This window comes from Bacteroides fragilis (assembly GCF_019583405.1).
GTDB classification, from domain to species: Bacteria; Bacteroidota; Bacteroidia; order Bacteroidales; family Bacteroidaceae; genus Bacteroides; species Bacteroides fragilis_B.
This window is the reverse complement of the sequence record NZ_SZUU01000004.1, coordinates 187,848-204,682: the sequence shown is the minus strand read 5'-3', so window position 1 is coordinate 204,682 and position 16,835 is coordinate 187,848. Positions and strand designations below refer to the sequence as shown.

At 47.9% G+C, this 16,835-nt stretch carries 7 protein-coding genes and 1 pseudogene; all 8 read right to left on the bottom strand.

Going from position 1 to position 16,835, the window contains the following annotated elements; genetic code table 11:
• Nucleotides 1–50 precede the first annotated feature (50 nt).
• Entirely contained in the window at nucleotides 51–836 is a 786-nt protein-coding gene (locus FDF36_RS10925) for a beta galactosidase jelly roll domain-containing protein (protein WP_220391350.1), read from the bottom strand.
• A gap of 6 nt (nucleotides 837–842) precedes the next feature.
• Complete coding sequence (locus FDF36_RS10920) at nucleotides 843–3,629, bottom strand: glycoside hydrolase family 2 protein (protein WP_220391349.1); 2,787 nt, start codon at nucleotides 3,627–3,629, stop codon at nucleotides 843–845.
• Nucleotides 3,630–3,786: 157 nt separating this feature from the next.
• Nucleotides 3,787–6,696, bottom strand: coding sequence for a glycoside hydrolase family 2 TIM barrel-domain containing protein (locus FDF36_RS10915; protein WP_220391348.1), 2,910 nt, complete (start codon nucleotides 6,694–6,696; stop codon nucleotides 3,787–3,789).
• Nucleotides 6,697–6,710: 14 nt separating this feature from the next.
• A complete protein-coding gene (locus FDF36_RS10910) occupies nucleotides 6,711–8,159 on the bottom strand; it encodes a TolB family protein (RefSeq protein WP_220391347.1) in 1,449 nt (482 codons plus the stop codon).
• 12 nt (nucleotides 8,160–8,171) lie between these two features.
• Nucleotides 8,172–9,953 (bottom strand): annotated as a pseudogene (locus tag FDF36_RS10905) (DUF6057 family protein).
• A 134-nt stretch (nucleotides 9,954–10,087) separates the two neighbouring features.
• The gene (locus FDF36_RS10900) at nucleotides 10,088–11,755 is read right to left on the bottom strand and encodes a RagB/SusD family nutrient uptake outer membrane protein (protein ID WP_101603728.1); all 1,668 of its coding nucleotides are present in this window, start codon (nucleotides 11,753–11,755) and stop codon (nucleotides 10,088–10,090) included.
• 30 nt (nucleotides 11,756–11,785) lie between these two features.
• Nucleotides 11,786–14,863, bottom strand: a complete 3,078-nt coding sequence (locus tag FDF36_RS10895; RefSeq protein WP_220391346.1) for a SusC/RagA family TonB-linked outer membrane protein — start codon at nucleotides 14,861–14,863, stop codon at nucleotides 11,786–11,788.
• Between the two features lie 363 nt (nucleotides 14,864–15,226).
• Nucleotides 15,227–16,813, bottom strand: coding sequence for a glycoside hydrolase family 43 protein (locus tag FDF36_RS10890; protein ID WP_220391345.1), 1,587 nt, complete (start codon nucleotides 16,811–16,813; stop codon nucleotides 15,227–15,229).
• Between the last annotated feature and the right edge of the window lie 22 nt (nucleotides 16,814–16,835).

The following is a 16,835-nucleotide window of genomic DNA, read 5'->3' as shown; positions in this document are numbered from 1 at the left end:
ATCATTAGTAATTGATGGTGAAGGTTCACCACACAGGGTGATTCACTCCTCTATTTAAACACTATCTTATCGGAAAGCGACAACGATGAATTACCATTGTTTTTCAGTTCAAACACAACCACTGTGTTTTCGCCTTCCTTCAAGTTACCGGCAGGTACTTGAAGGGACTGCTGCAGATTGTTTTCCCAATAGGTTCCCACAAATTCATTGTTCACCCATACTTCGCCCATTCCCCAACCGGACATATTGAGGTGCACTTCGCGGGAAGCGTCCAACGAAAAAGTCCCTTTAAAGAAACCAGGCATTTCGGTAGGCTTGAATGCTTCGTAAATGAGTTCGCCCACTACACATTCTTTCACCTCAATGGGAGTCATCGTCCAACCGTCCAGTTCATTGTCGGCATACGTGATTACTCCCCAAAGTCCGCGTGTATTGTCAAGAATTTCCGGTCCGTACGTAATACGTCCGATGTTCTCCACGTAGAGTTGCAGTTTATGCGTTCCTTCGGGCAACGCAAGTGTCAGCTCTTTATGTGTGTCCGAGAGTTCACCGTAGCGTTTTTCGCCCACATACACTGCGGCATAGTCACGTATGTTCTCCACAGCCAGTACCGCTTCTTCCCCGTTGGCTTCCACCTCTGTCTCGTAAAGTAAATATCCACCGGATACCATGTCCATATCGTTCATTGAAAGGGGAACATCATTGTTTTGTGCTTCACCGAATATCTGCGCGAGACCGGCCATTTCGGTTATCTCGATTTGCTGCGCACGTACCGGTGCGGCAAAAGCCAATGCCGCACCGAGCAGAAGTACACAAACTATTGCTTGTTTCCTCATAAAATTTTATTTTGTCTTGTTACTTTTCTTGTTGTTTTTCTTCAGTATCGTCTCCATGAATGATTCGTCAAGTTCCACTGTGGGATTGAAAGCATCACTCTTCACGTAGTTATCAATACTCTTCAGCAATTGATGGGCAGCAATGCGCTTCTCCCAGTCTTTCTTCGTGTCCATGGTCAACACAAGGAGCTTACCGCCATTCATCTTGGCTTCGAAAGCGATGCCCAGTTTCTTATTGCTGTCGTAAGAGTCGATGGTTTGGATGAAAGGACGCAATTCGCGCGGCGTATCCTGCATCTCCATTACCCTGCAATAATTAATTATGTCCCACCACTGCCAGTCAAGGTTACTGTCGGTAACAAACTCCTTGAGTGCAGGATGGTCTTTATGAATGAGGCAACCGAGAGTCATCGGATCCCACTTGAACATCAGCGGATTCCAGAAATGATTATGAAAATCGCCTTTGCGACCGCCCACCTTATTGAAAGGAGGTATATAAACCACCTTCTTGCCTTCCTTGAGATAGGTTCGAACGCTGTCGTTCCACTCACTGGCATAATATACTTCATTGGAAGATTGCATCAAGTTCTCCTGCTTAGGGTAGAGCCACAAGCTCCAGTCGTTTACCACTTCGCCTACACGCAACGAGACGGTAAGATGCTTCGGAGAGTCAGTTTCCGGCATTTGGAAGCTGAATTCGCCCACGGGGAAAACACCATGATTACCGAGCGTATTGCCTTTGAGTGAACCGGATTTCACCACCTTGCCAGTATCATCGGTCACCGTCCATTTCACTTTTGCCCCTTTCAGCGATTTGTCGCTGTAGTTATACACCTCGGCTTTGCCTGTAAAGGTCTCACCCGGTACGAAAGTACGTTTGCCGAAACGAAGCAGTGCCACAGTAGGTGCACAAAATTTACGGAACTCATCGGGCGTTACAGCTCCTTTCGAATTCCAAAAGGGGTCGAGTACGCCTACGCAAGAATAGCCTTGTTCGGGAAGGTCGGTGATAGAAAGCAATTGGAAACCACCAGAGGTGGAAGTACGAAGCTGTGCCTCTATACAATCCTTATATTCAATGGCAGTTTGCTTGCTCGACACGCGGAAGAAGTCGTCAGCGAGGTCAAGCATGCCATTTTCCTCCAGTTGGTCGCGGAATATCTCAAAATTGCGGGCTTCAACGGGGCAATCCTTATAGAGTTCTATCTCCTTAAAATTAGGATAAGCGCAACGTTGTCCTACTTCGTGCGAAAGTACGGGCACATCGATTTCCGTTCCTTTCCGGATGTCCCAGTCCGTGTAAGGCCTTCCGCTGTAAGTGGTGGCACTACCCTTATCGGTGGCATGCGTGGTATAGAACTGGTCACTCTTCACGCGTTTGCGGGCCGTAGAGCCGCTGTATAGATGGCGGCTGTCCATGGCACGACCGGTAGCCGTAAGTTCTTCCACAAAATCGAAGTCACCGCTGATTTCGTTTCCGTTACAATAGAGTATAAACGACGGATGATTACCATATTCCTTCAGGATGGCTTTGATTTCGCGGCGGAAGAAGTCAAAACGTTTTTCCCAGTCATCCTTACGTTCGCAGTCGGCACCCCAAAGCGGCATTTCCACTTCGAAGTAGACACCGAGCTTGTCTGCTGCACGGAAAGCTGCTTTCGTAGGACACCAAGAGTGGAAGCGGACGTGATTCATGCCGTGTTGCTTAAGGATGCCGAGCATGCGCTCCCACGAAGCATCGTCCACAGGGCAGTAGCCGGTTTTGGGAAATACGGCGTTGTCCACCGTACCTCGCAAGTGAATGGGATTACCATTCACCAGCACATGATGCTTGCCTTGTGCCACTTCACGCATACCGAAGGTCACTTCCCTTTCGTGCCGATAGTTGTCTTTATCGTCCTTCGTTTCGAGAGAACAGGTCATCTTATAGAGGTTAGGGTGAAATTCATCCCAAAGGCGAATGTCCTTACCCAGCGGAATAATACTTTCAAACTCTATTTCCTCCTCTTTTCCACTTACAGGAATGGCCTTTGTCAACTCATAATTCTCACCGGCAATATTGAATACAGCCTGTCCGCCTATAACCTTCTTCGTGTGATTCTTGATTTTCATCTTGACCGTTACTTGCTTGTTGGTCACATCAGGATACACTTGCATGTCGTCTACGTAAACCGGATCAACCGCCACAAGCTTGATGTCACCCAGAATTCCGTTCCAGTTAATCTGAGTAAATTCGGTATGGGCGTGGTTCCATTTATGCGTTTGATATTGAAAGCGGTTATCCACACATACCGTGAGCAGATGCTTCTCACCAGGCTTTACGTGCTTGGTGATGTCATGGTTGTGTGGCACACTGATGTAGTCCTTTTGACTGGCAGCTTCTCCACCGAAATAGGTGAGGTCGGCTTTACATATATATACAGAACTAAGCCAATGTGTACGTTCAAAGTACAGGAAAATTTGCTTTCCTTTCCATTCTTTCGGAATATCAATTTCACGTTGATACCAAGCAGGCCCCATATACTCGTACTTTCGGGTCAGACGGTCAATGTACCGGTAGGGGCACTTCCATCCTATTTGGTAATCGTCCGTGATACCCGGAAGTTCTATTTTGTCTTGCAGGCGGTGCAGATAACGATAGTCCAGCGAAGCAACTTTTGTACGGAAGTCCATCAAGTCCGCTTGGAATCCCCAGGTTCCGGAGAGATCCATTTCTTCTGTTTGGGCTGAAGCATTAAATGACATAGCCATGCCAAATACTACGAGCAATGAACGTTTTAAAAAAGGAATCATAATAATAATCAATTAGGTTAGTTAACAATTTAAATTTCGCCATTTCCTGTGCTATATCTGTATGACACAGAAACGAACGTTATCCCTTATCCCTACCCCTGTTTTTTTATAATTTCTCACATTTGCATGGTTGAAGTAGATACTCAACATCACATCATCAATACAGCGAAATCTCTCCCAATCCAGCACGTCCTTCGGAAACACCTTCAATGGTGAGGCGCAGATATTTGACATAACGGTCCACGGTCATCGGCTTAAATTCCCAACCGGTACACTCCCGTTCGTACAAAGTCACCCATTCTTTTCCATCCTTGGAAGTCTCCACCTTGTGTTTATACGAGGAGCTGTCTTTCTGAAATACGATACGGCTTGCCGTTACCCACGTCGTTTTCTCCAATTCCACCACGATGATGTGAGGCAGATGTCCGTCGCCCGCAATCCACCAGGAGCGGTCGTCATTGTCCGTGATGTTCGATACGGGATAACCTTCCTGAGTGCTTTCCGTCTTGACAGATGCAATCTTCAAGCGTGGTTTCTTCAGCACGCGTTGCTGCCAGGACGAGGGTTTCACCACCACGTTGTCCTCTTCCTTGCCCAGGAAAGGAGCGTGTTCACCATCCCTCAGGCTGTTGCCTTCAAAGGCTTTGGTCTGCACTTCCGCCTTTCCAGCCATCAGCCCGTCTGCCGTGGCTTCCACCACAATCTTGCCCGCCTTACCGGTAGTGCGCACAAAGGCAAAGCCCACACCACCTTCCACCTCCTGCGGATTGATGCCGATGCGGCGGATGGTATCGCCTACCAACACTCCCTCACCGGAAACGCGGATGGCGACCTTCTGACGTGAGTTGGAGACCAGCGTACCGTTCTTGTCACACACCTTGAAGTAAACAGGAATCATGTCCGAACCGTCTGCCACCGGCACAATGCCATCCGTCTTGATATCCACCACCAAACGGTCGGCAGCTTCGGGAGTACGCACACTGTGCGTGGCCACTACCTTGCCATCAATCAAAGCTTCTGCCTTCAACGTGCCTTTCTCATATCCTCCGGCATCGAAGATGAAAAGCGGACTGCCGCCTTTCTCCACGATAGAGCGATAAAGCAGCGTCCGTTCCTCACGGGTCTGCGTGCCTATCAGCTTGTCATTGCGGTAGAGGCGTACTTCGTCGCAATTAGAAAAGACGGTTATCTGATTCGTCGAAGAAAAGAACTCTTCCGCCATATTATAAGAGGCAACGAACACCATCGGTCCCTCATACAGTCCCGACTGGGAAATAGACTTGTCACGCATACTCTGCAACATATAATAACTGAACTTGGGGTAGCGATTCATATCCACCACGCCACAATACATTGTTTCGTCCTCGCTGCCGCGGGCATAGTCGTTGTAGCTCCACAAGAAGTGGCCGCCCATATTAGGATTGGCATCCAACATACACCAGTCGAAGTAACCATTGCCATTTAACTGCTCGATGCGACTGAAGCATTGACGCAGTTGTTCCTGTTCGTTCTCTTTGAGACTGACACGGGGTTTAGGACCGGCACCGTCGCCCCACTCGCGGGTAAACACCGGCTTGATGGCAATAAAGTCTTCGCGGAAGTTACTCATCACGTCACCATTCTTGGGATAGCCCTTCACCTGTTTGTAGAAGACATCATAGCAGTGTTCCATATCGGCATGTCCCAAATAGTCGCCAGCTGTGTACATCTGGTCACCGGGCATTTCGGCATGCGCCATCTTCTGCAAATCTTCGGCCAAAGAGACGGGATAGCGCGACTCGTTCAAAGCCGTCTCCCACAACACCACAGAGGGATGGTTGCGGTCGCGGCGAATCATTTTCCTGCCCACATCGAAAAGGCGGTTTACAAAAGTGGTATCAGGATTGAAGAATTGCCAGCCCGGTATGCACTCCACCACCAAGAGGCCATAACGGTCGCATGCATCCAGGAAAGCCGGATCCGACGGATAGTGGGCTGCACGCACGGCGTTATACCCTCCACGCTTCAAGTTGAGCACATCGCGCACCTGCATGGAGTTGGAGGCAGCATCGCCCACGTTGGGGAAAGCTTGATGGCGGTTGGCACCGCGCATATAGAGGTGCTTACCGTTGATGAAGAATCCCTCTTCGGCGGTATAGCGGATGGTGCGGATGCCCACTTGCTTCGTAGTCTCATCTACGACTTGAGTGCCTTTCAGCACCTGCGTGCGCAAGGTGTAGAGGGAGGGATGATAGGGATGCCAAAGAGCCGGAGACGCTACTGCGAAATCCTGTTCCGCAGTCTGTCCCCTCTGTGCTTTCACGGCAAGTGGGGTCGTTGCCTCCGCTACCACCTTGCCGGTAGAATCGCACAATTGAGACAGCAGTTGAAGCTCCGCATCCTCTTCTGTCAAGTTGCGCACATGGGTAGCCACGTGCACCGTTGCCTTTTCTTCGGAAACTTTCGGGAAAGTAACAAACTGTCCTCCACCAGCTACAATATCTTCCTGCAACGGGTCTGTGATATAGATTTTATCGGTAATCACCATCCGCACATCGCGATAGATGCCGCTGTAGTAATAGAAGTCCATCCGCTCCTGCGGTTTCCCCGGAGGAGTCAGTTTATCATATTCTGCCGACACTCGGACAGCAAGGACATTGGTACCTTTACGGTCGATACGGTCGGTGATATCTGCTACAAATCCCATGTAGCCTCCATGGTGTTCGGTTATCTTCTCACCGTTGAGATAAACCTCACAATTAGTCATTACACCTTCAAACTCCACCACTACGCGCTTGTCTCTTGCCTGCGCAGGCATCTTGAAGTAGCGGTGATACCAGCCCACCCCATCGTAAATGGAGTTTCCACCACAATGCTTGGTTTCCAACTGCATGATATGGGGCAGGTTGACAGGCATCCAAGCCGTAACATCGGCATCAGCCGCCGCACCATTTTCCACATCTCCCCGGAAGAATGCCCATCCGGTGTTCATGTCAATCACTTGACGAGTGTCCTTATCTGTGGTGCAAGCTGTGCAACACAAACAGACTAAAACAAATAGAAATAACAATAATTTTGAGTGATTCATACTAATATAACAGGTTAATTGTTTTTAGAAAAGCGCGCAAATTCCCGTGCGTCCAAATCCACCTCCTCTACAATAAATTCCGGTAGATTGTACGAAAACGGCAAATCATCATAGAAATTCGGAGTGCGTTGTGGCAGCACAAACGGTTTCGACGGTCTGCCTTCCGCATCCACATAAACCAGATAGGGACGTGTATAAAGCCCATCCATACGTCGACTGCTGAATACCGTCCATCGTCCGTTATCACTCCATGAATGGTAACTTTCCACGTCATCACTATTTGCCGGCTGCATATCGATAAACTCGCCCTTGTGCAAATCAAACATCTGCAAGTCGGCATCTTTATGCCAGATAGAGAAGTTGCCATAAGAAGAAGTGGTGAACATCAAGAAGCGACCATCCGGCGAAACGCGCGGAAAAGAGACACTACTACCCATGGAGCGACTGTGATAGATAGTGTCCACACGAGTGCCGAAACTGAGCGTCTCTATATCGAAGTCGATAGCACACAAGTTGTACTTCACCGACTTAAAATCTTCTGGCATACGCTCTACGGCATGAGCGGAACAAAAATAGAGCCGCTTACCGTCGGGCGAGAAGTGCGGAAAAGTCTCGAATGCCGACGAAGAGAACAACACAGAGTCTACCAATACCTTTTTCTGAAGAACATCATACAACACTATGTCCGACTCTCTGTCATACACCTCTACCCGATTAGGGTTGTTACGATGAAACTCCTGGCGGGTCTTATTCACAGAAAAAGCCACCACGCGACCGGACGGATGCCACGAAGGATAAACCAGCGACTTTACGTGTGGGTCATCTCCTAATTTCACCTTTTCCGGTATGCCATTGTCTATCAGGTAAGTTCCTCCGAGGTCTGCCCTCATGTGAAACAACATCTTCTGCGGCTTGCGATTCAAGAAAGTATGGCAGTTCATGCAGTTATGCTGGGTAAGGTTGTTTTCGATGATGCTTTTCTGCTGATAAGTAGTGATATCCCGCTGATAAATGCCCATTTTGTTCCACAACACATATCCAGGTTCTATCAACCGGTAAGCCAGATAGCGGTCAGCCGGTTCTACAGCCACCTGCCAATGGAAAGGAGCATAGCACTGCCACAAGCCTTCTACTTTCCGATAGACCAGAACTTCTATTTGTTTGCCTGTCACCGTGTCAAGCAGTTCTTTCCAGTCCTCTTCGTCAAAGAGGAAGTTGCCTTTGCGGTCTGCACGGGTCACCATATTTTTCTCTCCACACTTCAACACGGCCAATGCTTCGACACCCGGCTCATAGTCTGCCAACTGAAAACGTAGAGGAGCTATTTGCGGAGGAATGGTCACATCTACATAATCTGGAGTAATGGTTGGCAAAGCATCCAACGGCTGCGCCTCCCGAGGTTCTTTACTGCCGGAGCAAGCAGCAAGTACAAATAATAAAACGGATAAAAGAACAATACGCATCTTATTTCTTATTTATGACAATGATACAAACAGGTAGTAATACCAAAATGTATTTCCAAACTCAGCCCGGAGTGTAGCCGATGAAGCCTTGTTCTCTTTCAGCCGCTCCATTTGATGTTTGAAAGCTTTAAACTGCCCGGCTACAGCCTGCGATACAAGATTTTGCGACGAACATACTTGCGGATTCGTCTCTTGTATCAACACAATGGCCTGTTGCAACAACAACGGTACGGGAGTCAGCCCCGGACCACCGCCATACGTCTCGCCCAGGTAGGCTTAGGTATTCAAGTCTTTGGAAAGCAGTGCATAGCCCAATAAGTATTGGAAAGAGGTGGGATAATCGGGGTTAGACTCCACAATGTCCAATAAGTTCCTTACCGGATGAACACTGCATAACCCATCAAGCGCTGCCACACAACGGTATCGGGGACCCAATTCGGCATCGGCACGCACCGCTTCATCATTGCCAACCAATCGCTTCAGCCTCTCCGCTTCCGCACGATAGCCGTAGCTCTGCAACAACGGACGCAGATACTTGGCAGCCACCCGGTGATGTCCCAATATCAAATTGGTCTTGACCAAACGCAACAATAGGCGAGGATTGACCGCCCATTCCGAAGCAACCATTCCCTCGAACGCCATCCGTTGTGCCTGCGCCACATTGCCCATTGCCCAATACACATCACTAAGCAATGACGAAGTATCTATAGTGCGGTTCCAATCCATGCAAAGACCTTTACTGCCTGGCTGTTTACTATCGAAAAGGTAATCGCCCAGTAGTTTCTTTTCTGCCAAAGCTAAGTTCTTGTAACCGGCATGCAGTGGATATCTGCCCGTATTGAGCGGAGTTACTACAATCTTGCCCCAAGCACCGTCGCGGCTGTATGTATTTACTTGTTCTGTGATGTATTGTGCATAGGTGATGCCGGTTCTGAACCCGACATAGAGCACACCGAACGCCAATGCTGTTTGCAGCAGCACGCTGACTGTTTGCAAGCGGTGTGACATATTTTTTATATAATAACCCGACAAGGTTGTTATCAATACTACCGTCGGTAAAGCTGCCCACACATAGTAGGAAACAGCTTGCGCCTGCAGTCGCGACGAATAGTAGGCATCGGGTGTAAAAAGCACTCTTGCCTCGCCTCCCTTGCCGGCCCAATAATAGAGTATGGCGGGCAATAGGCTTACCGGGAGTAGCAGGTAGTATTTCCGTAAGGATGAACGGGCGACACACTCGTAAACCAGCGCCGACAAAACGGTCATCTCATACATGGGACCTGCCAAATAGAAACCCAGCCAGCTCACCGCCAACAAGTAAACTACCCTTACCACACTACGCGGCAGGCAGAGATAGAGATAAAAAGAGTAAATGGAAAGCAGAAATGCCAACGTTTCTTCCAAATGATGATTGGAGTCAAGCTCGGCAACCAACGGCAACATACCGACAACCAACCAAAGAAGAGGGAAACTGCGCCGGGGAGCCAAATGACGGCATATCCTCCGAAGACCCATGCAAGCAAGCAGTGCCAACAGAGCTGAAATCAATGCCCCCGCATGCGGATGTATATAATACTGTATGAGGAAAGAAGCCACATAGAAAGCCGGACCACCGGGATAAGAGAAATGTTCTTGAGCGTATTCAGCACTGAAGCGGAACAACCGGAATTGCTCTATAAAGCGAAAATGATACGCAAAGACCGAATCTAAAAACAAAAACAGCCCCACACCGATACAAAGCCATATCACGGATAGGCATAACCGAGGACTCTCCTGCAAATAGTTTTTCTTCATACTCGATTTAATAGTAGTGGAATAAAAAAGGCAAGGGTATATAAAGTGATATATTCAATTCCACTCCACACACTCCTCACCTTATTCTTTTTGATTGGAGAATCCCCATTCAAAGAATTCTCCAATTTTAATCATTAATAACCCGGATTCTGTTCCAGCTTATCGTTCACATCTCTATACTTCTGCGGAATAGGCAAATATCTGTTATGGGGCGCAAAGCCGCGTGGCTCAATCAGTTCCTTTTTATTGCCAATTACAGCACGTTTATAAGGGTCGTTCTCAGCATAGTCTATTTTACCAGCAGGACGCTCCATAGCAACATTCAACAACGTCTCGGCCAGCATCTTGCCGGAGGCATCTTTCCAACGGAGGATGTCGGCGCGACGGAACCCCTCACCAGCCAGCTCTATCGAACGCTCGCGGCGAATCAGATTGCGAAGTGTCTCACGGTTGCCATATTTGCTCTCGTCAACAGAAGGCATACCCACACGCTTACGGATAAGGTTCAGCTTATCATAGACATCCGAAGAGGGACCGTTCAATTCATTCTCGGCCTCGGCATAGCTCAACAGAACCTCGGCATAACGGAAAAGAATCGTATTGGTGTTGGTATCCCACATGTTATTGTACTGGGTCATGGGGAAAAGATACTTGCCCCACGTCAGACCGGTCTTGGAAGAGTTGTTAGCGGCGGTAGGATAGTTCTTGTTCTTGTCATTTTCGTCAATCTTTCCGTCTTTGTTCACGTCCCAAGGAAGAACCTCGTCAAGAGTGTTGAGAATTTCCGTATCACCGTTGTCCTTTACCCAGTCCATACCCGGGAAAGCGATGCTCATGGCAAGACGAGGGTCACGGTTGGCAAACGGATGGGAAGGATCGTAATACGCGCCAGCCTCTTCTTTGGTCAAACCGTTATCCATCTCATAGGCATCCACCAGATTCCATGAAGGGACCATGGATGACCAGCCGCCATCAGCATTGTTGTACATGGTACCTATCCAGCCGTTACCGTAATAATTTTCAATATGCTGAACGGACGCGATAATCTCTTTGGAGTCTCTACCCTCCAACTTGAACAGGCGCGCATAATCTTCTTCCAAGTCAAACTTATCCATGGAGATAATAGCCTGCGCAGCCTCTTTCGCACGCTCGTAATTGCCGTAATAAAGAGCATGACGCATCTTTACGGCCAAGGCCGTGGCACGGTCGATGTAGCCAGAGGTGCTTGCCTTGTCTTCCAAAAACATGGGAATAGCAGCATCCAGTTCGTCTTCGATAAATTTATTGACTTCTGCTTCCGTATTACGCGGAACAATAGCCTCCTCACGCGAAGTATAAGAATCGATGATAGGCACTCCACCATATTGCCAGTTCTTATTAAAATAGTCGTAAGCACGAATCACTTTTACCTGAGCCATCATGTCTTTCTTTTTTGCTTCATCAGCAAACTGTACATCTTCAATATTGATCAAAAAGTCATTACAGCTACGGATCTTTCCAAAGTTATAATAATCGGCTACCTCCTTCAAACCGGCAGCCATCGTACCGTTACCGATGCTCTGGTAGTTGTCCCACAAAAAGTTACTATAACCGAAGTCGGAGGCACAATCCCAATAGAAGATACCTTTTTCGTCAATCCAGCCATCGTAACAGCCTGTCAGGAACTTCGCTGCATCATCTTCCGTCTTCCAGGTGTTGGAAGGAGCCAATGCGTCATAGGGTACGGTATCTAAAAAATCCGAACAGGAGGAAGTGGCAAGCAAGGAAACACCTGCCATCATGTATGTAATTATTCGTTTCATATTTTTCTATGCTTATTTAAGTTCAACATTTTAGAATGTAATGTTCACACCGATGGCATGAGTCTGGTTTATCGGGAAACTATAGAGGCTGCCAAGTTCGGGGTCGGCATCAATCATCATTTTATGGAACGTCAGGAGATTCTCGCCCGAATAATAGACACGGATGTTTTCAATACCCCATGACTTCACTGTATTCTTGGGAAGTGTATAGCCGAACTGAACATTCTTCAAACGTACATAACTGCCGTCCTGCAACCAAAAATCGGAATTCTCAAGATTGTTTGAAGTTTTACTCACGGCAATGCGAGGCATCTTGGCGTTCTTGTTATCCGGAGTCCAGGCATCCAACCAGATGTTGTTGGGATGAACATCGTCACCGCTCCATTCCCCGCCAAATCCGTTCGTATCAATCATACGCTTGACACCAGCTACTCCCGTGAACATCATAGAAAGGTCAAAATTCTTATAGCCTGCATTCAAGTTCAGTCCGAACGTATAGGAAGGGTCGGAAGAACCGCACAATACACGGTCGTCGGTATTAAACAAGCCATCACCGTTTGCATCGGAATAAATCAAGTCGCCTGCCTTGAAGTTCTTTTTGAAAGGATAACCAGGATCATTTTTATGCTTATCCTGCCATGCTTTAGCTTCCGCATCGGACTGGAAGAAACCCTCCGTCTTATACAGACGATACGTATTGAAGGCCTCGCCTACCTGACGTATTTTCAAGTCACCGTCCACCAACGAAGGTACACCGTCCAAATCCAGAATCTTATTCTTGTTGTAAGCCAGGTTGGCAGTAGCGCCAAATGACCAGTCGCCCCATTTATCATTATAGCTTACGGTCAATTCCATACCACGGTTCACCATAGAGCCCACATTGTCCTTGTAAGCACCTAAACCGAATTCGGGGGGAACCGGCACGTCCATAATGATACCCGTAGTTTTGCGGTCGTAGTAATCGAAAGCCACAGTCACTTTGTCCAAAAGAGTAGCATCGAAACCTACTCCCCATGTGCGGGCCTTTTCCCAAGAAATAGTAGCAATCTTATAATTCTTTTGATAATAGCCTGGCTGCAAACTTCCACCGAACGGATACTTAGCGGACAAGTCATAATTGTTCATCCAGGGGTAGTAATCGTTCAAGGCCGACTGATTACCCAAGTTACCATAAGAAGCACGGAGCTTCAAGTTGGTCAACCACTCTCTTGCATCTTTCATAAACTCTTCTTCGCTGATACGCCATGCACCGGAGAAAGAGGGGAAATAGCCCCAACGATGGCCTTCGGCAAAACGGGAGGAGGCATCGGCACGAATATTTGCCTCAAACAGATACTTGCCTGCATAGTCGTAATTGATACGACCAAACCAGGAAATCATGGCCAATTCGCGAGAAAGCCCACTGTTCTTTTGCGTGGAGGCATCACCGGCATTCATATCCGTAAGGTCATTGTTCGGGAAATTCTTACGTTCAGCCTTTGTTTCATTATAGGTATATTTCTCCGTATGCCAACCTGCCATCGCCTTCAAACCGTGAAGTCCGAATTGTTTGTCATAGTTCAGCAAAGCGTCGAAAGTGGCGCGATGCCAGCCATAGTAGTCTTCATTCAGCTTGTTAGGGTCACTCTTCTTATTGGCATTGTATTGGATAAACTTTTGGAAAGCCTTGTAGTGTTGTTGGTTGTTGACATAAGAACCGGTCAGTGTGGCTACCAATCCATCTACAATCTTGTAGTCAGCCGACAGCGTACCTGAGAAGTTCTGATTTTCACGTCTCACCGTTTGGTCCACATCCAACCAAGCCAACGGGCTACCGTCCGAGAACGTGCCCCAAGTGCCATCTTCGTAACGACCCACAATCCAGGGAGCCATCTTGCCCAGACGCATCACAATCTGTCCGGAACCACTGCCACCGTATGAAGAGTTCGGTTCAGAATAATCATTGTTGATATAAGCCATGTTGACACGTACATTCAGACGGGAGTTCAACTTCACATCCAAGTTCATACGTCCATTGAACTGTTGGCGTTCAGCGTTGGGCAACGTACCATCCTGATGCAAATAGCCCACAGAGGCCATGTATTTCAGGTTATCCGTACCTCCACTCACATTCACGTTATGATTGTGCTGGAATCCGGTGCGGTAAGCCAAGTCATACCAATCTGTATTGGGATAGTTGTAAGGATCCGATCCGTCTCTAAACTTCTCATAAATCTTTCCGTCACCCACTTTGTCAAAACGAGGTTCCAAACCATACTCCACACGGGCCTTGTCATACAGGCGAGCATAATCGTATGAACTCATCAGGTCTTGCAACATAGTTGGATTCTGTATGCTGACATAACCGTTATAGTTGATACGCGGCTTACCGCTCTTACCACGTTTGGTCGTAATCAAGATTACACCATTAGACGCTTTTGAACCGTAAATGGCAGCCGAAGCGGCATCTTTCAACACAGAGATACTCTCAATATCGTTAGGATCCACGGAGTTCAATGTACCGGTTTCCAAACCATCTACCAGGATATAAGGGTCGGCAGAGTTCAGCGTACCCACACCACGCACACGGATGGTACCTCCATCTTGTCCGGGCAGACCGCTACCAGCCACTACCGTAACCCCCGGCATCAAGCCTTGAATGCCGGTAGAAAGATTCTGTATCGGGCGACTTTCCAACATTTTGCTATCCACTTGTGCCACCGAACCGGTCATGTTGACTTTCTTCTGTGTGCCATAGCCCACTACTACAACTTCTTCCAATAATTGTGTGTCTTCCTGCAGTTTCACAGTTAGTGAAGGCTGTCCGGTATACTTAATTTCCTGTGTTGCATATCCTATAAAAGAAATCTGAAGAATGTCACCCTCATTTACATTCAAGGTGAAATTACCATCCAAATCCGTTACGACACCGTTTGTTGTACCTTTTACTACTACCGACACACCTACCAATGGGCCAAGTGCATCATTAACGGTTCCTTTCAAAGTTTTTTGTTGCTGAGAGGTTGCGGTCACAGAAGTTACTGCATTGTCTGCCGCATACACCGTTCCACCGGAACAAAGAGCTGCTGTCAATAGCAAGGAACTGACCGTTCTTACGATTTTAAACATACTTATTAGATTTTAATTAATTAAAGATTTAAGGCCGTGCAACCCCGTTTAAAAGGATGCACAAAACCTTGTTTCAACTATATGACACAAAAAAGAGGAGTAACCCTTACTCTACTCTGAAAAATATTTTATTCATATCCATTGGCGGAATGAAATTCAGACTTTATTACTCAATTCCGCCACCGGGTAAAAGAAGATGCAGATGGGGAAAGAAAAAGCGGAAAAAAAAATACCCAACAAGATGGGAAAGAATTCCCTCCTTATTGGGAAAAAGTTCCCATTACGATGGGAAAAAACTCCCACCATAGTAGGAACAGGTGGGACTCCTTATACACTATCAACCAGACATTGAGAATCGGTTTACTATTTCCCATGAAAACGGAACCAATTGAAGTCGGCAAATCCTCCCTCGCCCTCGGCACTTGTGGAGAAGTTGAACAGTGCAAAGCGATTTGCCGTCCAGTACAAGCCCAAATTCATCTTCAGCACATCGCCGATGGGACGGAAAGTGACACCGTCCAAGCTATAATAGAAGCGGGCGGTGAAATCCTTGTCGGTGACACGTGCCTTTATCCACACTTTGTCTTGCTTGAGATTCTCAATGGCAGTTTCTATAATCTTACCGTCGTTGCACATCACCAGTTTGCGATTGCCGCTTTCCTGCTGCACGGCTACGTAGGCGTATGGGAACTGAAATACACCGAAGCCCGCTACGTTTCCGTCTTTCAGTCCGGCAAGTTCCATCTCTACCACTCCTTCAGAGCTGGGTCCCTGGACGCGTTGTGTCAGTGTGTTGCGCGCACTCTTGAGGTCGGTTGCCAGCGAAGCTTTCAGACGCATGTAGCCCGGACGCTCGGTCAACGACCACTTGGCGTTGTCCGGGTTGTGGTTCCACTGCCATTGCAAACCCAAACGTTTGGCGCTGAACTCATCCGTAGTGGCAGGCGACTGTATCTTGTATGTCTTTCCCACTTCCGGTTTCTTGTAAGTGATGGCGTCTTTGCCATCGACACCCAGCATGGGCCAACCATCTTTCCACGTCACCGGCACTAAGTAAGGAACACGTCCTATCGCTCCTCTGTCTTGCATGATGATGAACCACCAGTCACCGTTCTTCAGCTGCACCATTCCTCCCTGGTGCAAGCCATTGGGCGGGTAGGAGCTGTCGTCCTGCATGATGACCTTATGCTCGTAAGGCCCATAGATATTCTTGGAACGAAGGCAAACCTGCCATCCTTCAGTGCCACCTGCCGGACAAGTGATATAGTACATACCGTTTATCTTATAGACATGCGAACCCTCCATGCCGGCGCTTTTACCCGAACCATGGCTATCGTCCACTCCTTTGTTCCAGATTTCAACAGCCTCATTCTTTACAGAGCGAGCATCGGCATTCAGTTCGGTCACGTACAATTTGCGCTGTCCGTGCACTACATATACCTTGCCGTCATCATCGAAAAACAATCCCGGGTCGTAAAGATATTCCGGAAAGATGGTTCGCTTCCACGGTCCTTCCGGTTTCTCGGCTTCGCAGACGGAGAAGTGTCCGGTCTCCCTGCCCCAACCGTAAGGGGTGCAGAAAGCCACATAGAACTTCCCGTTATGATAGCGCAGGGAATTTGCCCACGAACCGTTCAAGTAGAGATTTCCTCCCTGCATGTCATAGCGCGGGTCTTCATCATAACGGTCCACGGCATAACCCACAATTTCCCAATTCACCAGATCCTTCGATTTGGCTACCGGAGAACCCGGCACATAGTGCATACTGGTGGACACTAAATAAAAATCATCGCCCACGCGGATTACATCCGGGTCGGGCCAGTCGCCCCACATCAGGGGATTGGTAAATGTACCGTCACCGTTGTCCGGTGTCCATACTTGTTGTGCTTCCAGCGGAAGCATTGATATGCCGCAAAGGCACATAGCCAACAGGGTATTCTTAATATTCATAACCAATTATTATTTATTAAAA